A 21,730-nucleotide genomic window follows, 5' to 3' on the forward strand; every position below is an offset into this window, starting at 1 on the left:
CCTCCAGCCCAACCTGGCGCGCGGGTACAGGGTGGGCAGGAAAACGTGGTGAGGTCCGGAAGTTTCAGGAGTGGCAACGCTCGGGCACGACGGTAGCTTGTACCTGTCCGGCCTGCGGTCTTGCCTGCGCGGTGCAGGTGGCCTGCGGGAACGGGCAATTTGTGAAAAAGAGAACTATTTTAGATAACGGGAGGTGGTTTTGGGTGGCGGTGGTGGTGTTGAAGGACGGGCGCAGGCGGCTGGAGCTGACGGAGCGGGACATGGAGTTTTTGAGGGTGCTGGCGGGGGTGGGGGTGCTTTCGCTGGAGCACGTAAGGAAGTTTTACGGTGACGCGCAGCAGTACCACCTGAACAGGGTCAAGAAGCTTGTGAAGTGGAGGCTGGTGAGGCGCAGGCAGGGGTGTGTCTGGCCCACTTCCCGTCTTCTGGACCTTCTGGAGTGTGGCGAGCAGGTGGTGCTGGTTCCCAGGAAGAGGCGGGGTGCGTCTTTTGGGATTGCCGACCTCTACCTTGCCCTGCGGTGTGTGCCTGGAGTTGAGGTCAAGCTTCGCAGGGAGCTTGGTGGTGTGGAGAGGAAGCACCTGGTGGCGGCGGTGTACGCGGGCGGCCGGGAGTACGGGGTATTCCTGCTGGAGGGAAAGAGCCAGTTTGCGATCGGGAGGGTTTTTGACGGGCTGAAAGAGACCGGAGCTTCACGTGCGGTGGTACTCTGCTTGAAGAAGGAGGGGATGGAGGAGTTTTCGCGGCTGGCGGAGGTGTTCTGCCGGGGGTTGGGGCTGGGAGAGCTGCTGCTTCTGCCTGCTGACAGGGGGCCGGCGGTGCTTGCCGGGATGCTGTCTCCCGGCTTTGAGGGGCTACTTGAGGGGGTTTTTCCCGGTATTGAGAGGGTGGCTCCCTGGAGCTGGAGGTGGAACGGGCGCGAGGTTGCGGTGCTGGTGGCGAACGACCTTGTGAGCAGGTGGCGTTTGCTGGAGGGGGGCTGTGCGGGGAAGCTGCTTGTCTGCCTTTCCGGTCAGCGCCGGTTCTTCTCGGTGCTTTTTCCCGGGGCGGAGTTTGCCGTCCTGAGGGACGACTTTTCCGGCTGGGCGGAGCTTCCTCCCGGCCTGGGGGTCGTTGAGCGGAGCTCAAGCCCTCCCTGCCGGGAGGTGGTGACGGGTGGACAGGGTGCTCTCCGTCCTGAGAGACAGGGTTGAGAAGCACCGCTGGCTGATGTATCTTCCCCTGGTCCTGCCGGTGGTTTTCCTCCTGGACGTGTGGCTCTTGACGCCTGTGGCGGCGTGGCTTGTGAAGTGCCGGGAGCTGTTGTTCAACGTGCCGTCGAGCACGCCCGGGCCCGGCTGGTACCTGGCCCATCCGTTTCAGGTGGCTTTAGCCTTTTTCCTGCGCCTGCTGGGCTTGAAAGAGTTAAGCTCCCCTGCCGTCTTTCAGGTCTGGGGGATTTTGAACCTCTGCCTGGCGGGGGTAGGGGTGCTGGCCTACCTGAAGGTCGTGCACGGGGAGGGCCTTTTCGGTGTAAAGGGGCCGAGCCAGGGCCGGGAGACGCCCGGCGGCACGGCGCGGTTCAGTTCCCCCTTCGCTTTGCGGGAGTACTTCGGCTTTTCCTGGTCCACACCGGGGTACGTTCTGGGCGGCGTCTCCACCCCGGTGGGTATAAGGCCCGTCGTCCTGAAGGAAAAAGCGCCCGGGAACCGGAACGTGGCGGTGTTCGGTCCGCCCGGGAGGATGAAGTCTGTGGGGCCGATAAGGTGCAACCTCTTCCAGGCGGCGGTATCGGGGACGAGCGTGGTGGTGACGGACCCGAAGGGGGAGCTGGTGAGAGACTTCCGGCGCTTTTTTGAGAAGCGGGGCTACGTGGTCAAGGTCTTCAACCTGGAGTCGATGCTGAATTCCGACCGGTGGAACCCGCTGGGGGAGGTGAAGAGCTCTCTTGACGCCCTGCTCTTCACCAACGTGGTGATAGCCAACACGCAGGTGCCGGGGCGCAAGGGCGGCGACCCCTTCTGGGACCGCGCGGAGATGAACTTGTTAAAGGCCCTGGTGCTGTACGTGGTGAGCGAGATGCCGCAGGCGCAGAGGAATTTGGGGACGCTTTATCGCATCCTGGCTTCCGGGGACTCGAAGCGGCTTGACAGGATCTTCCAGGCCCTGCCTGCCGACCACCCGGCGAAGCTACCGTACAACCTTTTCCTGGAGACCTCGGGGACGGTGCGCTCCGGGGTGATAATCGGCCTGGGCACGCGGCTTGAGGTCTTCCAGGACCGGCTGGTGTGCGCTTTGACCCAGGCGAGCGACATAGACCTGGAGCTTCCGGGGAAGAGGCCCTGCGCCTACTTCTGCGTCCTGCCGGACACGCACCCCACCTACAACTTCCTGGCCGCGCTTTTTTACAGCTTTCTCTTCATCAAGCTCACGCGGTATGCCGACAGGCAGCCCAAGGGCCGCCTGCCCGTCCCCGTGCACTTCCTGCTCGACGAGTTCTGCAACATACCGCCGGTCCCGGACTTTGAGAAGAAGATATCGACCATGCGCGGGCGGGGGATCGGGGTCACGGTGGTCTTCCAGAACATACCGCAGCTCATGAACAGCTACGGGCAGAGCTTGTGGGAGATAATCCTGGGCGACTGCGACTACTGGCTCATCCTGGGCGGTGTTGAAAGGAGCACGGCCGCCTACGTCTCCGACATCCTGGGGCACACGTCGGTGAAGAAGGTCACCGACCAGAGGCCCAAGGGCATAAAAAAGTGGCTCGACCCGTGGGCCGGGAGGGAGTCGGAGAGCGTGGAGAGGGCGCCGTTGATGGACCTGTCCGAGGTGACGAGGCTCAAGCTTGACGAGTGCGTGGTGCGGGTGGCGGACGGGCGGGCGGTGAAGCTCAAGAAGCTCGTCTACACCCAGCACCCGTTAGTGAAAGAGCTTGAGCCTGTGCACGTGCTGGAGTACCGGCCCGGGTGGGCGGAGGCGTGGCGGGAGGATTCCGAGCAGGCGGGGGCAGGGAAACAGGAAGAAGAGGAGCGGGAAGCAGGGGAGCAGAAAAAAAGACCTTCCGAATCTCCCGTCCGGCGGGACGGAGAAGGAGAAATTGGAGCGGGGGAGCGGCAGGAGGAGGGCTTCTGGGCGTAGAAAGGCTCCGGTTGAAAACTGCCGGAGCCTTTTGTTTTCGAGGGACACCTTTAGGGGAGAAGATTACTGGGAAAGAGAAGAAAACTTCTCTTTCTGGTAAGACAAGACAGAAGTATGGTCAGAGGAATTATCTCTTATTATTCTTTCTTTTTTTTGTAATCCAAGGTTTGTGAGGGCAAATCCTTCATCGGTGCAGGATAAATTGCACACAATGTTGTACCATTAACAACTCTGCCGTATCGATCGAGTTCAACTTCTCCACTTGGACCAACCAGGCAAAAGCCAGAGCTCGAAGGAAACCCTACCCTTATTCGGGATACCATAAGGGAAATAAAGTAATGGGGATTCTGTGATGGTATAGCTTTGAGGCGGAAAATGGTGCCAGGGATTTCATATTGAAAGAAAGGCCTCACGTAATGAAGTTCTAGCCGGTTATGGTTTATCTCAAATTTTAAATATGGGTATTTTCCCCTTTCAAAAACGAATCCTTCAAGAATATAGCCGTTCCAGTCTTCCGGTGTGCAATGTCTTAAGTAATAATCTTGTTCCCAAAAAACGATGGTAGTCTTCTCTTGAAGCTCTTGCTCCAAAAGAGGTTCAAATTCTGATAACCCCCAAATTGTTATGCCAAATGCTGGTCCTGATTTGATGGGATTTGTTAACGGCTGCGATTGAACACCTAACCCCCGGGGTTTACCAGATTTTAAATCTCTCCCAGAAGTAATCTTTCCGGGCTTTATCCCGGAGAATTGCACAAATCCATCTAAGTGTAAAGAGAGTTTAACTTTGTTTGAAGCAGCATATTCCACCACTTCTCCGCGAGGGATCCATTGTTCTCGCTTTGTATAATCTACTCTAGCTTTGAAAAGGTAGCCTTTGTGAGCAAAATGATAGGGAACGGCAACTCCAAAACCACCGTCTCTATAAGTAAATATCTTGGTTACTTTATAAAGTTTGCCATTCTCCTCAAAGCCTATTGTCCATTTTGCCATTTTCTCTTCCCCACTCCTTATTAATTACCTCGCTGTGCCAAGTTTAGCTTTACTCTATTCTCATACCTCTTTTTGCAATAGCTCCGGCGCTCATCACAATACGCTAACCTTATCCTTATCGGCGTGCAAGGCTATATGAAATTTGGCTTTTGCCTCCGACTCGGATGGTTTACCTGGATGTGGACCTGCTTGGTGTAGCCACTCGAAAAACGCCTTGACCAGTGCGGCTTCTTTAGGGGGCAAGAATCCCTGTTTTTCAAGCCACCTACGACGATCTCCGCCGGGATTTCTGCGGCCCGCTGACGGATTCATCCGGAGGGCCCACTGGTCGAAGACGTCCTGCAAGAATGATCGGACGGCTGCTGCGCAGGCACCGTACTGTCCTTGAGCCAGGGTGTCAGTGGCCTCATCTAAGTGGGCCAAAGCTGTGGTCAGGCCGGCCCGTACTAACTTTGATTCCAGGGCTACTTTAAGTTCTGGAAGAAGTGCAGCAGCCGATCCAAGCGGTATGATATCACTGCCTTTCACTTCGTAGCCTTCGCGCCGCAAGGCCCACACTAAGTCGGCAGAAGGGTCGGGCAGGTCGTTCATTTCCCTATACGCAGCCTGCCGTTGAGCCTCCTTTAGGACTCGTTGGATTAACCTTGCAACTGCATCGGCGAATTCGGGCCGGTGAGCATAAGCCCGCAAAGTTGCCTCGGCACAAGCAAGCTTGCTAGAACCCGGTCGCGGCTCCAGACCCACACTACGCAGCGCATTTACAAGCTCAGTCCTGCTCAGCAGTTCTGCCAGGGCTTTACTGAGGCACGCAATCACCTGCTTACTTGTAAGACTCACCGTAGGTCCCTCCTGCTGTTCTTACAGAGGTATCCCAGTCTGTTGCACAGAACACTCGACCGGCATTGGCTTACGAAAAACACTTACGAGCTCTTTTGTCTTTTGACGCTAGTGCCAGCCCATAATTCTTTGCCTACGATAGGGCTTTCGGCGATAAAAAGGGTGAAATCGAGGTTACAGGTTCGGCCTGTAGGTGTTTTTTCCTGCTACCTTGGAACCAAATCCATCCCATTTTTTCCTGATCCGGAAGAGGACAAGGGCAGCTTGAGGTCGAATAGCCCTTTAAAAGTCTTTAAGGGAGTGGTGTCCTTGCGGAGCCGGATCGGCCTGTCGAGTCTTGCCCGCCTGCTGTTGCTGGTTTTCGCTTTCCTTCTGCTCGCGGGCTGCGGCGGGCAGCCCCAGGCCACTCCGGGCAAGGACCAGACGGCCCAGGTAGTTCGAGAGCAGCCCGCTAACCAGGCGCCCTCTCAGACCGGTTCGCCGGAGCAGCCAACCGGAACCGCGGTCAAAGCAGTCGAAGCCCTGGTCACCTCCGTCTCCGACGGCGACACCATCCACGTGAAGTTAAACGGCCGGGACAAGCGGGTGCGGATGATCGGGGTGAACTGCCCGGAGATAAGCCACCCCGACCTGGGCATAAAGGAGCAGCCCTACGGCCGGGAAGCTAAGGAGTACACCACGAAGCGGCTCCTGGGAAAGAAGGTCTGGCTTGAGTTGGATACCCAGGAGCGCGACAGGTACGGCAGGCTCCTGGCCTACGTGTGGCTTGAGCCGCCCTCCTCCGGCTCCGAGGATGAAGTCCGGTCGAAGATGTTCAACGCCCGGCTCCTGCTGGACGGGTACGCCCAGGTCATGACGGTCCAACCCAACGTGAAGTACGCCGACCTGTTTGTCAAGTTCCAGCGGGAGGCCAGGGAGCAGGGGAAAGGGCTGTGGGGCCTGGCTCCGGCCGCACCTTCGACCAGTAAAGGTGGGGAAGCTGGGTATATCGGCAACGCCCGGTCGAAGGTCTTCCATCGTCCAGACTGCGAGTGGGCGCAGAAGATAGCTCCCCACAACCGGGTGGAGTTCAGGAGCAGGGAGGAAGCACTGGAGGCGGGGTACAGGCCGTGCGAGGTGTGTAATCCGTAAGGAAGCTGCCGTATTGGTGTCTCCTGGTCTCGGGCAGGAAGAGGAAGGGAATGTACGAGCACGTAGATAGTGAAATTCCCCTTCTGGATCAGGTGGGCCATTAGACTGCCAGCCAACATGAAGAAGCAGCCTGCGGAGAACTAGGTGAGGTGTGAGGGGAAAACATGACAAGAAATTTTCTGGGGGTAGATCGCAGTGACAACGGAGGTTTTGATAGCGGCAGGAGTCGGGTTTATTATAGCCCAGACTGTAATGAAGATTTTAGAAAGGAAAAACCATTGTCAGGGCAGCGAAAGCCCCCGTTACTTCAGTGCCCGCTTCACCCGTAGGGCGCAGAAAGTTCTGCTCTTGGCACAGGAAGAGGCGCGGCGCATGAACTACCCCTTCGTCGGAACGGAGCATATTCTGCTGGGGCTTTTGCGCGAGGACGAAGGGGTGGCGGCCAAGGCACTTCAGAACCTGGGAATAAGTGCCGACGCCGTGCGGGAGAAGGTGGAGCGAATAGTGGGGCGAGGAGAGGAGCCAGAAGTTACCTTGACCCCGCGGGCCAAGCGGGTGCTGGAGCTGGTAGTAGAAGAGATGCGGCAGCTGGGGCATAACTACGTGGGCACCGAGCATTTGCTTCTAGGGCTCATACGTGAGGGCGAGGGAGTAGCGGCCCAGGTTCTCGGTATATCCGGTGCTGATCTGGATAAGGTAAGGACCAAGGTATTGGAAGTGCTCAACGCTGGCGCGCCTGGTGCAACATGAACAGAGTCCGGTTGCTGACTAAAGTCTTATTGCCTTAGTCGGTGCAGAGAGTTTGATTGGAGGACCAAAAGACTCGCTAGCTCCAAAACCCCAGGTTTACACAAACAGCAACTGGCGACGTGGAATAGCAAGGAACCTGGTGCTGAGGAGAGGGTTGGAGTGGCTCAAAGGGCTAGGCCTGGGTTTGTTGGAGGGATGTGTGTTTCCGGTGGTCCTCTTCACCCGCTGCCGGTGGCTTAAAGCAGAAGGCTGCTCCATGCCCATCTTTCGGAGTGGAGTTGGTAGGTTACCTGCGCCGGAGAGAGGATGATGCTTTCCTCCGAGCAGGTGGACACGGTGGCGCAGGCTCTGGCCGAGACCAGGCCGTTGAGTACGTGCTACGGCGTGGAACGCATAGAGAAGGTGAGGACGGGCAGGGGAAAAAATGCGTGCGCGTGCTCGGTCCGGGAGAGAAAGCGGAGTTGGTGCGGAAGATGTACACGGCCAGGGGTAGGAAGGTGTCTAAGCTTTTCGTGGATAAGCGCAAAAGCGGCTGGTGGTGCTTTTACCGAAGCCAGACCGTCCGGGGCTCCAGGCAAGATGTTTTTTTTGTTCTACCTAGTTCTCGGGTTTTCTCGGGTTTATGGCTCTCTAAACTTCTGGGCTATCCTTTCTAACTCGGTCTCGTCGAGAAGCCAGGGCTTGCCATAGCCCTGGCGGGGAATCCTTGCTTCTACTATGGTGAACCCGTGCGGGGGGGAGGACTTCCGGCTAGCATACTTGCTTGGGACTCTTATACAAAGCACCTTTTTCCCATACCATGCGTCTATAGAGAGCACGAGATCAGCAAAAAGGTGATATTTTAAGGCCAGCCCGTGGTTTTCCCGTAGCAACGCCAGTACATAAAGCTCCCGGAGCCAGGAGTAATAGAACTTGCCTAGCCGCCACTGTATTGCTCTTTTTAAGCATATCTTGTCGTATTTTCCTCCTAGTTTGAGAAACAGTTCATCCATGTAATACTTCTTGTACTTTCCGCCCATTGCTCCCCAAAACTCTTGAAAAGTGGGAAGGCGCTTGTTCTCCTCCAATAGCCCGTGGAGAAAATACTCTACCGCAAACGGGGTATAGAAATCTTCTACATCTTGAATAGGATCCGTATCACTCTTGAGATCGCCAAGTGCGTGGCGGGTCTCCTCGCCTATTTTTTTAACGTCGCTAGCAGTTATCCTAAACAAAAACTCATGCGTAAAACGTTTAACTTCGGAGATAAACTTGTGCTGAAGAACCTTTTCTCTAGGAGACTCCAGCCTTTCATAACGCTTTTCCCACTCTTTTAACTTATATTCTGATTCGGGGTTATTTTTCACGAGTTCCTCTACACAATCATCAAAACTCACGCGCATAACAGGCAGGTTCCCCCTTTAAAACGACAATTTGTACAAACATCTTGCTTGTCCCAACATTCGGCTAGACTGTGTTTCTCCCTTCTGGCTAGCTAAATAGCCAGGTCCAGGGGAAGGTCACTAATATCGCGCAGCCGGGAGCCCTCCACAAGCTGGTCTAGCATATCTGCCTGGTCCTCGTTTCCTGCTTCACGTATTACCTGGCGCAGTTCTAGGAGCGCCACATGATAGACGCAATCAATATCTCCCGTTCCAAGCGCAATAGAGGCAATCCGCGTAGGTAGGGGCTCGCCGGTAACCACCACGATGTGGGGAGTTCTTCCCTTCCGGTTGCGGATCAGGTTTAGGGCCTCGGTACGGGCATTCTGGGCACGGTCACTCCGGAGAGTCCACTTGCACGATATACTGGCATGAAGAATAGAGGGCTGGTCGTCGCGCTTTTTGCGAAATGGCGAATACCTGGCATATTCATCGCCTTCAATAATAATTAAATCCCCCCTATTAATTTCTTCATCCGGCCATGGCCTGCGAGCAATGACAATATCAGGTATTATAAGGTAATCTCGTTCAAAAGCCGTCGCTAGTGCGGGATTCTTGCTTTCAAGGAGCTTTACAAGTTCATCTAGCGCAGCAAGATGAATATAAGGCTCGTACCGAGCTATTCCTAGCCTAGCCTGGCTGGTATCAAAATCCCAGGGCCCGGGGCGGGCATGATCAAGCGATTTAAAAGTTTCCTCCAGGAATTCCCTGGTGCAAGTTGTAAATATCCCACCAAGTTCTTGTGGCTTAGCGTCAATCTCCCTTAACTCGACTCCAGCGCTGCGAGATATCATGCTAGCGAGAGCCCGGGCTATTCTTGTACTTGTTTTGCTTTTTTTGTCGGCGTTTGTAGGAATACCTTCTCGAAATCCTAGCACACAAGTGCAGAGTTTCCTGTGATACTCCCGGCGCTTTTCTTCTATCAACGAAACACCCCTCTTCATGTATCATCACCCCGGGAAGAACTGGAATTAGTAATGAACTTGTTACTACATGCGTGATATACGCAGTAGCAGCTAATAGGGCAACTAATACATGCAGGATACAATGAAGTACAAACTGTTCCAGCAAAATCAAGAAGCCCAAAGTTGTGCTCGCGAGCTCCTGTTGCAGGTAAAATACTCCACGCAATCTCCCATGCTACCAGGCAGCGTCTTATATCCTTTTTCATCTGCTGTCCAGTCAGGCGAGAGAAAAGCCTAATTACGTTACTATCAACTACTGGTAGCCGCATCCCGAACGCAAAGACACAAACAGCGTGTGCCGTGTAAAGCCCGACATGGGGTAGGCTTAGCAGCTCTTCAAGCGATGCAGGTACCTGGCCTTTAAAGCGCCTCACTAGCTCGCTTGAAACAGCTCGCAGGGCAAGTACTCGCTGGCGCCCTAGCCCGAGATTATGTACTAGTTCCCATATCTCTCCCTCCCTGGCTTGTGCTAGCTCCTGCGGGCTCGGGTATCTCTTAACCAGTTCCGGCCAGCAGCTTGCCACCATTTCTGCTTTCGTTTGCCGCAGTAGGATTTCTGCTACCAGAACACCAAACGGCGTAACATGCCGTTCTCTCCACGGAAAATAACGGCCGTGGCTTTTAAACCACTGGATAAAAAAGCCTTCAGGGATACCCGAAAGCTGGTTCCGGCTCGCGCTATCCCTGGCACCTGCCTGTCCGGGCGAGTTAGTAGCCGTTTCTATATCCCGCCTGGAGCTGCGAGAGCTTGCCATTTCTCAACCAGTCCCCCCCGGGCTTTTTCCAGGGCTTGCGCTATTGCCCGCGCAACTGCCTCGCCTACGGGCGGAGGTACAGCATCACTAACCAGTGTGATTTGCTGGCTCAGGGTCCCTTCGAGGACATAGCTGGGCGGGAATCCTTGCAGGAGCATAGCCTCGAGTACCGAAAGTCGACGATGGCCGCCGGGATGAATGTGTACCTCGCGGTGTCCGTATGCAACAGTCCAACTCGGGGCATCCCACCGGAGAACGCGGAAGCTACGACCCACGACCTTGCCAGGCACTAGAGACCCGTTCCGGAATTTTTCTGATTTTGGTCTCTGCGTCACATGGTTAGGGTGAAAAGGGATATCCCCGGGCTTTAACCCAGGACGGTAATAAGCTGGCTCAGGTAGTCCCTGCAAGACTGCGGAGACAGGAACAGGTTCGCTATCCCCTTCTGGTATTTCAAACTCAATATCTGGAAGCAGGTTCTCATTAAAACCAACCACGAAAATCCTGGGCCGGTACTGGGGCACGCCAAAGTTGACTGCATCAATAAGTTTCTCGTATATCCTGAACCCGGCATGCCTGCATAGTTTTTTAAACAACTCGTACCGATCCCTGTGACGCTTTCCAAGCAACCCAGGAACATTCTCAAAGACAAAAAAGGCAATACCTGCACGCTCCGCGAAAACGCGTATAATTTCCGCATAGCGCACCACAAGCTGCGCCCGGGGATCGTCAGGTGATTGCCTCACGTTCGAAACAGAAAACGCCTGGCAGGGTGGGCCACCCACAATACCCACGGGAGCTTGTCCCCCGCTACAGGAGTTCCATAACTCCACGAGTTCTTCTGCCTGCACCTGGGAGAGATCGAGACACTCAACGCGGGCGTGCGGGTGATTTCGCTTATATGTCTTAACAGCTGCAGGCGATATGTCAATCGCTAGCAGGGCCATAAACCCTGCCCGGTAAAAACCCAGGTCCATCCCTCCTGCGCCGGAGAAAAGACTTAAGATAGGCACCAGGGTGCTGTGAAGCCTATCCCAGTTTTTACTACTCATTTTTTATCTCCTCCAGATCTTCCCCGAACCCCACCGGGTTCCGATAACCGGGGCCAACTGCAAGTCCGGGCCTGCCTGCTAGCAATTTTCCCCTCCACGCACGCCTCTAGTGAGAATATGATTCTCCGGTCAAAGCTTTTCCCCTGCTAATCCCTAGCAGGAAAATTCCTGCCAGGAATTAGCCTTTTTTCGGGGAGGTGCAGCGGCAGCCCCTCACTACAAAGCCCGGTGTAAGAACCGGGCTTTTTCGCTGTCATAGGACAAAGTTCGCGCCGCGTAGCCTTTTCCGGGGCTGCCGAGGAGGTGTCTCGACTTGGAGAGAGAAGAAGTCCTGAGAGAGGCGTACAGGTACCTGGCCCGGATCTTCCTGCGGAGGCTGGAGGAGGAAGAAAATGAGGGCGGCGATATACGTGCGGGTGAGCACGGAGGAGCAGGCCCTGCACGGCTACTCGCTGGCCGAGCAGAGAGAAGCCTGCCGGAAGAAGGCAGAGGAACTGGGAGCAGAGGCGGTAGTGGAGTTTGCCGATGAGGGGCACTCCGGGGCGGTGCTCGAAAGGCCGGGGCTCACGGCGTTAAGGGAAGCGGTGGCCCGTGGGGAAGTGGACCTCATCGTGGTGCGCGACCCCGACCGGCTCTCCAGGAAGCTCGCCCACCAGCTCCTCCTGACGGAGGAGTTCGAGAGGGCGGGGGTGAGGCTGGAGTTCGTGGAGTACGAGTGGCGGGACACACCGGAGGGCAGGCTCTTCTACTCCATCCGGGGGGCCATAGCGGAGTACGAGAGGGAGAAGATCCGCGACCGCACGGTGCGCGGGAAGCTCACCAAGGCGAAGCAGGGGAAGATCCCCCACCGGTTTCACGTGTACGGCTACGACTACGACCCGGAGACCGGCGAGGTGAAGATAAACGAAGAAGAAGCTCGAATTTTGAAGCAGGTCTTCGACTGGTTCGTGAACGAAGACATAGGCACGACCGGCATAGCGAAGAGGCTCAACGCCCTGGGCGTCCCGTCGAAGAACGGGGGAAAGTGGTACCAGACCGTAGTTGCTAACGTGCTCTCCAATCCCACCTACACGGGGACCTGGTTCTTCAACCGGCGCGACTGCTCCGTACCGCGCCGGGGCAGGGACTACCCCCTGAAGCCCGAAGAGGAGTGGATCCCCATACCCGTGCCCCCGATTATCGATCCGGAGACCTTCGAGCAAGCTCAGGAAAAGCTCAAAAAGATCAGGCGGCTTTACGCCGGGCGCAACCGGCCCAGGCACCTGCTCGCGGGCCTGGCAACCTGCGGGCACTGCGGGGAGCCGATGCCGACGAGCGCGGTGGGCGTCTGGGGCAAGTACTACGCCAGGACTTACGCCTGCCGCGGGTGCGGCAACAGGGTGCGGGCCGACAGGCTGGAACCCCTCGTCTGGGAGGTAGTCACCTCTCTGCTCAGAGACCCCGACGCGCTCATGCGGGAAATCCGGAGGGAGCGGGAAGACCCCGCCCTGGAGCAGGAGCTCGGGCGGGTGGAGGAGGCCCTGGAGCGCGTCGAGAAGGGGAGGGCGGCCGTCCTGGACGCCCTGTCGGCGGGCCTGCTGGACCTGGACGAGGAGGTCGCGGCGCGCCTGGCCGAGATCAAACGCCGCCGGGAAGAGCTCCTGCAGCGGAAGGCCGCGCTGGAGGAAGCGCTCAGGGCGCGGGAGAAGGCTGAGAGAAAGATAGACGACCTGCGCCGCCGGGCGGAGGAGTTCCTGTCGCGGCTCGACGGGCTGGAGGACGGGGAGAAGCGGGGGCTCGTGAGGCTCCTGGTGGAGGAGGTGCTGGTCTACAGGACGGGTGTGCCGGGCCACCGCACTGTCACCGTCTGCCTCCGGACGGGGGACAGGGTTTTCCGGGAGATATTCTGGGAAAAGGGCAGGGGGAAAAGGTAAAGCGTTTTAAAAACCCAGATCACTTTCTATGTTCTTTCTCTGTACTTTGGCTCAATTGGAATAAAGAAGTATCGCTATGCCCCCATTACCGGGCTCATTGCCGACATCACCACCTTCCTAGCCTCGGTATTTTTCGTGCGGCTGATCTTCGGTTAAATTATGGTAAGAGAGGTGGTGATGTTTTTGCCGGAGGAGCGCCTGCAAAAAGTCCTAGCGCGGGCGGGGATAGCCTCGCGCCGCAAGGCCGAAAAACTTATTCTCGCCGGAAGGGTAAGAGTCAACGGTCAAGTAGTGGACAAGCTGGGAGTTAAGGTGGACCCGGAAAGGGACTTGATTGAGGTGGATGGCAAGCCGATTAAGCTGCCCGAGCGCCTAATTTATCTGGCCTTTCATAAGCCACGGGGTGTGGTCACCACTCTTCACGATCCTCAAGGACGTCCGAAAGTAACCGATTTTCTTAAGGGGTTAAGGGAAAGGGTATTCCCCGTAGGGCGCTTAGATTATGACAGCGAGGGGTTGCTCCTGCTCACTAATGATGGGGAACTGGCCCACCGTCTCCTGCACCCGCGCTTTCATGTCCCTAAAACCTACCTGGTGTGGGTGAAAGGGGAGGTGGGGAAGGAAAAGCTAGACCTTCTACGTCGGGGAATAGAACTGGAAGACGGTCCTACCCTGCCTGTTGAGGTGCGAGCTTTGCGGCGCACAAAAGGAGAGACGATTTTGCAGTTGACTATCAGGGAAGGACGTAAAAGGCAGATAAGGCGTATGTTTAGGGCTTTGGGCTATGAAGTTTCGCGGTTGAAGCGAGTGGCGGTAGGGCCGGTGAGGCTGGGCCCTTTACGCCCGGGGGAATATAGACATCTTACTCCCCGCGAGGTGGAAAGTCTTCGAAAGGCGGCGGGACTTGTGGAAGGGGCGAAAAAAGGGTTTCGCCCTTGAATCGAAGAGTTGGTGTTTAGCAAATATTTACTTTAGAAGGTTCTGGAGGAGGAAGAGAAGTGGTTAGGAGTTTGACGGGGGAGGAACTCACCGAAAGAGAAATCAAGGCCCGCATCCGCTTTGATTTTCGGGGAGCGGGGCGCTCAGGACGACTTTTCTTCGGCGGAAAAAACATAGAAAAGGCGGCAGAAGAAGCGCGGGAGCAACAGGCTGCTTACTTTCGCAACATACCCTTTCAAGGCCTTAGGGTGGAAAATATCGATATGGGGCAGGAGGTATACACGGTTTTCGACGAAGCGCTGGGGACGGAAGTGGCCTACGCCCCTTTGGAGATCACGGTGGTAGCGGACGGAGTGGAGGACTTGGTGCGCCTGGTCTTCCGAGAGGAGTTCCGCAAGATAGAAATCCTGTCCCCCGAGAACGTGCTTCTGAGCAAGCACGAGCTAGAGAGAATTTTCTACCGCATGGGAGAGGAAGTTATGCGTTACCGACAGAAATTAGAAAAGAAGTTGGAGGGGAGATAGGGAAAGGAGAGTGGTTTTAATACCCGTCAGAGGCATTCGCGGAGCTATAACTGTGAAGGAGAATACACGCGAGGCTATACTCGAAGCCACCAAGGAGCTGCTTTTGGCTTTGTTGCGGGAAAACGAGCTGGCGGTGGAAGATATAGCCGGTGTATTTTTTACCCTAACCCCGGATCTGAACGCCGAGTTCCCGGCACTGGCAGCGCGGGAACTGGGCTGGCATTATGTTCCCCTCCTGTGTGCCCGGGAGATAGATGTACCGGGCTCTCTTCCCCGTGTTGTAAGGGTGCTTCTTTTGGCCAACACCGAAAAATCCCAAGAAGAGATTAAGCACCTTTACCTGGGAGAAGCGGCGGTTCTTCGCCCCGATCTGGCTCCGCCGCGAAAGTAGTTCGGCAGGAAAAGGGAGGAGGATGGCACGGAGTAGTAGAAGATTAATCGGATAACCAGGAAAAATGTCGAGAGGCTAGCGCCAATGGCTTATTATATCGAGAGAGTCGAAATTTCGGTCCGGAAGGTTCTGTTGACCACCATCGCTGTTGTGATACTGGGAGGCGTTTTCCTCCTTCTTTACTTCGGCCGGTATACCTGGCAAAATCAGGAAGACTTCCGCCGCGAGGTAGCCAGGGAAATCGATTCTAAGGGCCTGAACGGCGTCTACCTCCTGCAGAATACTCTTGGGCTTTATCGGGGGCTATTGAACACCATCGCCAGCGAGTTGGCAACCAGGGATCAGGAGAAAGCGGAAGAGTCAGTTGCCCATTGGGCCAGGAGCTTTACTTCTGTGCTGAGGCTCTACTATGTCCAGGCAGAGGACGGCAGGATATTAGGCTCCCCCTACCCTTGGGGACAGGATGGCCGGCAGGAGCCCTGGTACACCGAAGCGGTGCATAAAAGAGGTTTGGTCGTTTTGCCCCCCGTGCGCGATCCCGCAACCGGAGACTATTACATCTTCTTTGCCACTCCCGTATACCGGGAGTCACAGCTCCTAGGAGTGGTGGCCGTAGCGGTGCCGTCTTCTAATTTTCGCCAGTTCCTCGCCGGGCAGCGGGCGAGTTGGGGGGAGCAGTTGGGAGTGCTGGACAGTCACGGATATGTCGTGGCCTGGACGGGAGAAAAGCGGGAGCTAGTCGGGTGGCAGCTGCTGGAAGAACCTCTTTTTGCTCCCGAAGTGCTGACTTTTCCTTACCATAGTGGTAGTGTTTTGGAGATGCATCTCTTCGAAATACCCGGCTGGAACTGGTGGGTAATAGTAGCAATTGACCCAGCAAAAGTCAGGGCCAAGGAGAGGGAGGTCGTTCTTGCGTCACTGGCTGTAGGGGCCAGCGCCTGGCTTTTATTAGCCCTTTTTTCTTTCTCGGTTTTTGCTCTTTACTTTTTCTGGCAGCGAAAGCAGCTCTACTTTCTAGCCGCACATGACTTCCTGACGGGGCTTCCTAACCGTTACTCCCTAGAGACCGCCCTCCAAGACTTTCTGAAAAAAACAGCCAGCCACGCCAGGCGAGGTATGCTCTTGTTTCTCGACCTCGATCAGTTCAAGCTGATCAACGATACTTTAGGCCATGCCGCTGGAGACCGGGCCTTGCGGGCGGTGGTGGAGAGGATGAAAAGAGTGCTCCGTAAGGGAGACTTCCTGGCCCGCTTAGGTGGGGACGAGTTCGCGGTCCTTCTGGAAGAGGCAGATCTGGCCGAGGCCGAAGACCGAGCCACACGGCTGCGCGAGGCGGTTTGCTCCTCCCCGCTGATGGTGGAGGGGCGCGCCTTTCCTCTGGGGTTGAGCGTAGGGATTACCCAGATAACCGAGGGGGACACCCCTTTGCAGGTGCTGGCCCGGGCCGACGAAGCCCTTTACCTGGCCAAAGCCGAGGGAGGAAATCGCACCGTCTACCTACCGCCGGAGGAAAAGCGAGAAGAGCTTCGAGAGGGAGGGGACTGGCTGAGCCGCCTGCAGGACGCACTGGCGCACGGGCACTTCGTTTTGCTTTACCAGCCCATTGTGGATTTGCGCACGGGGATGCTTTGCTCTTGCGAAGCTCTCCTGCGCTTGAAGACCAGGGACGGAAGACTGCTTCTACCCCATCAGTTTATTCCATACGCGGAGCGTTACGGTCTTTTGCCCCGGCTTGACCGCTACGTGGTAACCCGGGCGGTGGACTATCTGGTTGCCAACCCTCAGAGTCGGGTTTTTGTGAACCTCTCCTCCTTTACCATAGGGGACAAGGATTTCATCGCCTTTGTGAAGCGGCAGCTGGAGGAAAAGCGAGTAGCGCCTTCGCGGCTGGGCTTTGAGATTTCCGAAAGGTCGGTGGTGCGGAACGTTCACCAGGTCAAAGAGTGGCTCAAGGAGCTAAAGCGAATAGGCTGCTTCCTGGCTATAGACGACTTTGGCGCTGGCCACTCCTCCTTCAGTTGGCTGGTAGAGCTTTTGGACGAGGGCATGCTGGACGTGATCAAAATCGCCGGCATCTTTGTTAAAGATCTGGATAAGCAACCGGCCATGCGAGCTTTGGTTGAGGCCATTGTTGCTCTGGCCCGCGCTGCCCGGAAGGAAACGGTGGCGGAGTGGGTGGAAAGAGAAGAAGTTTTAGCTATTCTGAAGGATTTGGGTGTAGACTGCGCTCAAGGTTATTTCTTCAGCCCCCCTCTTTTCCGCTGCTCCCCTGAATCTATCGCAGAGAAGCTTGAAAGGAATAAAGCTTGCAAGTAACATATCTTTAAAACCTTTCGGTAAAAGACTTGTGAGGCAAAGGGAGAGGCGATGCGCGTCTTAATAGGGTCGGAGTCTTTTTACCCCAACATATCCGGCGTGGCGGTCACCACTTTCAATTTAGCGTCCTATCTTGCCCGGCGAGGTCACGAGGTGGCGGTGATGGTCCCTTCCCCCCGCTACCGCAATTTTTCTGAGCGCTTCCCTGAAGGGTTCACCGTGTTGCGGGTAGCTTCCGTATGGCATCCCTTCCGTAAAGGTTTCCGGGTGACGGTTTATCCCTTAAGCCTGGCGCGGCGCGTGGTGCGAGAATGGCGTCCGGATATTGTGCACTTGCAAGATCCCACTTCCATAGGTTCAGCTCTGCTCAGAGCCTGCCGGGAAGAAAAGGTTCCTGTGGTGATAAGCCACCACTTCACCTTAGAGTACGTGCTGGCTTACCTCTGGTTCTTGCGTCCTTTTCATGGCCCTCTGCGCCGCAAGCTCACTTCTGCCATGGTGAAGTTTTATAATCAGTGCCGGCACGTGATCTGTCCCAGCGAGACGGTGAGGCGAGATCTCTTGTCCGCTGGCGTGGCCGTACCGGTGACCGCCATTTCCAACGGGGTGGATCTTGATCGTTTCTTCGCTTACGAGCCCCCTCTGGCCGCGCGTTTGGCTTTCCATCTGCCGGCCAAGCCCATCGTCCTTTACGTGGGAAGGATGGATCCCGATAAAAGCCTTGACACCCTGATAAGGGCCATGCCGCTCATCTTGGCGCGGCACGATGTACACTTTGTGCTCTGCGGCACGGGCAATCTGCGGGAAAAATTCGAACGCTGGGTAAGAAAAGACGGCCTAGCCTCGCACGTAACCTTTCTAGGCCCGTTCGCTAACCACAGCGAGAACCTCCCGCGCCTTTACCAGCTGGCTGCCTGCTTCGTTATTCCCTCCGGCATAGAGTCGCAGAGCATCGTGACGCTGGAAGCCATGGCTTCGGGCTTGCCAATAGTGGCGGCGCGGGCGGGAGCTCTGCCGGAACTGGTCGCCGATGGGGAGAACGGTTTTCTCTTCAAGCTGGGCGACCCCGAAGATCTGGCGGAGAAGGTGAATTTATTGTTGGCCGACGAGGACTTGCGTCGGCGCATGGGAAAAAAGAGTCTGGAGAAGGTGGTGACGCATAAACTGGAGGCCAGCATGGCCCGTATAGAAGAAATTTACCATCGGGTGGTGCGGAATGGGAAAGCATAGGCTTTATGTAGCCTTGACGGCCGTCCTGCTTATGTTAGGGGGGTACATTTATCACGGCTACGCCTACAGCGTTCTTCCGCAGCCGGCTTACTATCTCTTGCGCGACATGCCCTCGCCCAAAGCCACCGACCGCGTACTTTGTTTCTCCCCTCATCCTGACGACGAAACCATCGCGGCCGGAGGATACCTCTGTCTGGCTCAGCGAGCAGGAGCGGAGATCCGGATAGTGCTGGCCACCGACGGCAATAAGCATGGCCTTAAGGACTTGCGTTACCAGGAGTTTCGCCGTGCTACTGGCATCCTGGGCATTCCGGAAAAAAACCTGGTCTTCTGGGGTTACCCTGACGGTCACCTCAGAGCTTACTGCTTGCCCCTTAAGTCCCGCATCGCTTGGGAGATAAATAACTTCTCCCCCACGGTGGTCCTTTACCCCCATCCCGCCGATCATCATCCCGACCACGCAGTGCTCGGAGAGATGGTGGAGGAAGTCCTAAAGGAGCAAGGATACACCGGCAAAGAATGCCTGGCCTGCCGCTACCTGGTGCATCACCGCTACTTTCCGCAGCCAAAAGCCCTAGCTCGGCAAGGGTATCTTTTGCCTCCGGTAGCCATGTTGAGCTTCGATCAACAATGGTTAAAATTTCCTTTACCGGCGGAGGTACTGCACTGCAAGGCAGAGGCTATTGAGCAGTACCGCACACAACTCCGCAACCCCTTCTTGAGACCGCTGCTGCACAGCTTCATCAGACAAAACGAACTCTTCGCCCGCTGGACGCCTTAAATAACGGATTCCAGGGAGGGAAAGGGTATCTGGGAGTATCTCGGTGTGGCCGGCATTTTTTTGAGCGTGGCGGTGGAGAACCTGGGCGTGCCTTTTCCCACCGAGGCGGCTTACGTTGCGGCGTGTGCCCTTCTCGATCAGGGTTATCCCTACTCTTTCCTCCTCTTGCTCCTCACCGCCGGTCACCTCACGGGGAGTGCTGTGGCTTATTTCCTGGGTCTGGGCATGGAGAGGTGGGTGAGACGCCGTTTCGCCCGTAATGTAGAGTTTATGACTTTAGCCGACAAACTTGAGCGCTGGTACGCCCGCTACGGGTTATGGGCCGTATTCGCCTGCCGCTTTGTGGGCTATGTTCGTCCCTGGTCTTCTTTCGTCGCCGGTTTCGCTCGTCTCGGCTTTCCCAGCTTCCTTTTGGCGACCTTGGGCGGCACAATAATTTTCAACTGGGGACTTTTGGAACTCACCCGGCGCTTCCTTTCCCTCTGTAGTTTTTCTACCTCGGCCCGTTGGGCGGTGATGGCAGCCATAATCTCCTCCCTTCTCTTCCTCTTCGCCTTACGCTGTTACTGGCAGCGTCACAGGAAAAAATTACACTGAACCACTTTGTCTTTTGTATACTTGCGTTTTCCCCCGTTTTCTTGCTCCCAGGCTTTCAGTTATAATAAATTGCAACTATTCAGCCTGCTCCAAGGGCAGAGAAAGCCGGACAAGAGGCTTTTAATTTTTTGCCATCAGGGGGTTGGGGGTAAAGGATGCGTCCTTTAAAGATCACCGACACCACCCTGCGCGACGGTCACCAAAGCCTGTGGGCAACCCGCATGCGCACCGAAGACATGTTACCCATAGCGGAAAGGCTCGACCGGGTGGGGTATCATGCCCTAGAGGTGTGGGGAGGAGCTACTTTTGACGTCTGCCTGCGTTATCTTTACGAAGATCCCTGGGAGCGGCTACGCGAGCTCAAAAAGCGCGTGAAGAATACCCCGCTGCAGATGCTTTTGCGCGGCCAATCTCTGGTGGGTTACGGGCACTACCCGGACGACGTGGTGGAAGCTTTTGTCAAGCGGGCGGTGGCCAATGGCATCGACATCATCCGCATTTTCGACGCCCTAAACGATATTCGCAACCTAGAGTTTCCCATAAAGGTGGCTAAAGAGGCAGGAGCGCACGTCCAAGCCACCGTGGTCTACACCCTAAGCCCGGTGCACACTACCGAGCACTACTTGGAAACCGCACGCAAGCTGGAGGAGCTGGGGGCCGATTCCATCTGCATAAAGGACATGGCCGGTCTTCTAGCTCCTTACCGTGCTTATGAACTCGTGAGTCTTTTCAAACGCGAGCTCTCCATACCGGTGGAGCTTCACTGCCACTACATCGGCGGTTTGGCTTTGGCCGCCTACCTCAAAGCAGCGGAGGCAGGGGTGGATATCGTGGACACCGCCTCGGTACCCCTGGCTTTCGGTGCTTCCCAGCCGCCGGTGGAAACCCTAGTGCGGGCCTTGCAGGATACCCCTTACGATACCGGGCTTGATCTTAAGGAGCTTTTCGCCATCGCTGAGTACTTCGAGGAAGTGCGCAAGAAACGGGGCTTCGAGCGGGGAGTCACCCGGATTCATGATATGCGAGTTTTTGAACACCAGGTACCGGGCGGCATGATCTCCAACCTAGTGGCCCAGCTACAGGAGCAGAAAGCGCTTCACCGCTTGCCGGAGGTGCTGGAAGAGATCCCGCGGGTGCGGGCCGAGCTCGGCTATCCTCCTCTGGTCACCCCCACTAGCCAGATAGTGGGCATCCAGGCGGTGCTTAACGTGCTTACAGGGGAGCGTTACAAGCTGGTGCCCGAAGAGGTGCGTCGCTATGTCCAAGGGTATTACGGCCGTCCCCCAGCTCCCATCGATCCCGAGGTTCAGCGCAAAGTCCTGGGCGACCGCAAGCCCATCGACTGCCGTCCGGCGGATTTACTCCCGCCGGGGCTGGAAAAAGCGCGCGAGGAGATAAAGGATCTGGCCACCTCGGAGGAGGACGTCCTCTCCTATGCTCTCTTCCCTCAGGTGGCGCGCCGTTTCTTTGAGCTCCGCAAGAAAGGGGAGCTCAAGAAGATGGCGGAAAAGGTGCGGAAAGAGGAGGGCAAGAAGGAAGAAACTCCTAAGGAGGCAGAAGGCACGATGAACATCAAAGAGATAAAAGAGCTTCTGAAGCTTCTGGAGGAAAGCGATATCACCGAATTCTGTCTGGAGAGCGCCGGGATGAAGCTCACCATTCGCAAGGGCATGATTTCAGTGCCGGAAAAGATTCCTGCTAGCCGGGAAAACCTTGAAGTAGGCGCGAAGGAGAAGGCCAAGGAGCCTAAAAAAGAAGAGAAAGAGGAGCTTTACACCGTCCGCGCTCCCATGGTGGGCACTTTTTATCGGGCACCAGCTCCCGACGCTCCTCCTTACGTAGAGGTGGGGGACGTGGTGGAAAAAGGTCAGGTGCTCTGCATTATTGAAGCCATGAAACTAATGAACGAGATTCAGGCCGAGGTGGCAGGCGAGATAGTGGAGATACTGGTGGAAAACGGTCAGCCGGTGGAGTACGGCCAACCTCTCTTCCTAATCCGGCCTAAGAAGTAGGGGA

General features: G+C 56.2%; 19 protein-coding genes. 13 read left to right on the forward strand and 6 right to left on the reverse strand.

Translation table 11 applies throughout. The annotated features are described in order from the left end of the window. Window positions 1–203: 203 nt before the first annotated feature. The gene (locus DXX99_RS06060) at window positions 204–1,193 is read left to right on the forward strand and encodes a hypothetical protein (RefSeq protein WP_115792610.1); all 990 of its coding nucleotides are present in this window, start codon (window positions 204–206) and stop codon (window positions 1,191–1,193) included. Beyond that, entirely contained in the window at window positions 1,156–3,120 is a 1,965-nt protein-coding gene (locus DXX99_RS06065) for a VirD4-like conjugal transfer protein, CD1115 family (RefSeq protein WP_115792611.1), read from the forward strand. Before DXX99_RS06060 ends, DXX99_RS06065 begins: the two co-directional genes overlap by 38 nt. Window positions 3,121–3,257: 137 nt before the next feature. Here DXX99_RS06065 and DXX99_RS11325 read toward each other — a convergent pair whose 3' ends face one another. Continuing rightward, window positions 3,258–4,112 (reverse strand): hypothetical protein, encoded by an 855-nt coding sequence (locus tag DXX99_RS11325; RefSeq protein ID WP_134642959.1) that lies wholly within the window; start codon window positions 4,110–4,112, stop codon window positions 3,258–3,260. Between the two features lie 93 nt (window positions 4,113–4,205). Further along, window positions 4,206–4,703, reverse strand: a complete 498-nt coding sequence (locus DXX99_RS06075; protein ID WP_134642960.1) for a hypothetical protein — start codon at window positions 4,701–4,703, stop codon at window positions 4,206–4,208. Window positions 4,704–5,258: 555 nt separating this feature from the next. On the opposite strand from DXX99_RS06075, the gene DXX99_RS11910 reads away from it, so the two are divergent. Continuing rightward, window positions 5,259–6,080 carry a thermonuclease family protein gene (locus DXX99_RS11910; RefSeq protein WP_240610845.1) on the forward strand — a complete coding sequence of 274 codons (822 nt, stop codon included), beginning with the start codon at window positions 5,259–5,261 and terminating at the stop codon, window positions 6,078–6,080. Between the two features lie 195 nt (window positions 6,081–6,275). Beyond that, the gene (locus DXX99_RS06085) at window positions 6,276–6,830 is read left to right on the forward strand and encodes a Clp protease N-terminal domain-containing protein (RefSeq protein WP_276308331.1); all 555 of its coding nucleotides are present in this window, start codon (window positions 6,276–6,278) and stop codon (window positions 6,828–6,830) included. Between the two features lie 620 nt (window positions 6,831–7,450). Here DXX99_RS06085 and DXX99_RS06090 read toward each other — a convergent pair. The 4 genes from DXX99_RS06090 to DXX99_RS06105 all read right to left on the reverse strand — a co-directional run bounded on the left by DXX99_RS06090 (window position 7,451) and on the right by DXX99_RS06105 (window position 11,023). After that, window positions 7,451–8,212, reverse strand: coding sequence for a hypothetical protein (locus DXX99_RS06090; RefSeq protein ID WP_115792614.1), 762 nt, complete (start codon window positions 8,210–8,212; stop codon window positions 7,451–7,453). A gap of 92 nt (window positions 8,213–8,304) precedes the next feature. Then, entirely contained in the window at window positions 8,305–9,177 is an 873-nt protein-coding gene (locus DXX99_RS06095) for an NgoMIV family type II restriction endonuclease (RefSeq protein ID WP_205664654.1), read from the reverse strand. 14 nt (window positions 9,178–9,191) lie between these two features. Then, window positions 9,192–9,971, reverse strand: a complete 780-nt coding sequence (locus DXX99_RS12125) for an HhH-GPD family protein (RefSeq protein ID WP_115792616.1) — start codon at window positions 9,969–9,971, stop codon at window positions 9,192–9,194. Next, complete coding sequence (locus DXX99_RS06105; protein WP_115792617.1) at window positions 9,938–11,023, reverse strand: DNA cytosine methyltransferase; 1,086 nt, start codon at window positions 11,021–11,023, stop codon at window positions 9,938–9,940. The genes DXX99_RS12125 and DXX99_RS06105 overlap by 34 nt, the downstream gene beginning before the upstream one ends. Window positions 11,024–11,415: 392 nt before the next feature. Here DXX99_RS06105 and DXX99_RS06110 point away from each other — a divergent pair, with 392 nt between their 5' ends. The 9 genes from DXX99_RS06110 to oadA all read left to right on the forward strand — a co-directional run bounded on the left by DXX99_RS06110 (window position 11,416) and on the right by oadA (window position 21,726). Beyond that, window positions 11,416–12,936, forward strand: a complete 1,521-nt coding sequence (locus tag DXX99_RS06110; protein ID WP_115792618.1) for a recombinase family protein — start codon at window positions 11,416–11,418, stop codon at window positions 12,934–12,936. A gap of 183 nt (window positions 12,937–13,119) precedes the next feature. Beyond that, a complete protein-coding gene (locus DXX99_RS06120; protein ID WP_115792688.1) occupies window positions 13,120–13,875 on the forward strand; it encodes a pseudouridine synthase in 756 nt (251 codons plus the stop codon). 59 nt (window positions 13,876–13,934) lie between these two features. Then, window positions 13,935–14,399: a hypothetical protein gene (locus DXX99_RS06125; protein ID WP_115792619.1), complete on the forward strand. Its 465-nt coding sequence runs from the start codon at window positions 13,935–13,937 to the stop codon at window positions 14,397–14,399. 10 nt (window positions 14,400–14,409) lie between these two features. Next, window positions 14,410–14,790 (forward strand): chorismate mutase, encoded by a 381-nt coding sequence (aroH, locus tag DXX99_RS06130; protein WP_205664655.1) that lies wholly within the window; start codon window positions 14,410–14,412, stop codon window positions 14,788–14,790. An 84-nt stretch (window positions 14,791–14,874) separates the two neighbouring features. Continuing rightward, entirely contained in the window at window positions 14,875–17,106 is a 2,232-nt protein-coding gene (locus tag DXX99_RS06135) for a putative bifunctional diguanylate cyclase/phosphodiesterase (protein WP_115792620.1), read from the forward strand. 51 nt (window positions 17,107–17,157) lie between these two features. Then, the gene (locus DXX99_RS06140; protein ID WP_115792621.1) at window positions 17,158–18,336 is read left to right on the forward strand and encodes a glycosyltransferase; all 1,179 of its coding nucleotides are present in this window, start codon (window positions 17,158–17,160) and stop codon (window positions 18,334–18,336) included. Next, window positions 18,323–19,117: a PIG-L deacetylase family protein gene (locus DXX99_RS06145; RefSeq protein ID WP_115792622.1), complete on the forward strand. Its 795-nt coding sequence runs from the start codon at window positions 18,323–18,325 to the stop codon at window positions 19,115–19,117. The genes DXX99_RS06140 and DXX99_RS06145 overlap by 14 nt, the downstream gene beginning before the upstream one ends. A 45-nt stretch (window positions 19,118–19,162) precedes the next feature. Beyond that, a complete protein-coding gene (locus DXX99_RS06150; protein ID WP_165847740.1) occupies window positions 19,163–19,714 on the forward strand; it encodes a DedA family protein in 552 nt (183 codons plus the stop codon). Between the two features lie 155 nt (window positions 19,715–19,869). Then, a complete protein-coding gene (oadA, locus tag DXX99_RS06155; RefSeq protein ID WP_115792624.1) occupies window positions 19,870–21,726 on the forward strand; it encodes a sodium-extruding oxaloacetate decarboxylase subunit alpha in 1,857 nt (618 codons plus the stop codon). Window positions 21,727–21,730 lie beyond the last annotated feature (4 nt).

Source organism: Ammonifex thiophilus (assembly GCF_003368535.1).
Taxonomy (GTDB): Bacteria; Bacillota; Desulfotomaculia; order Desulfotomaculales; family Ammonificaceae; genus Ammonifex; species Ammonifex thiophilus.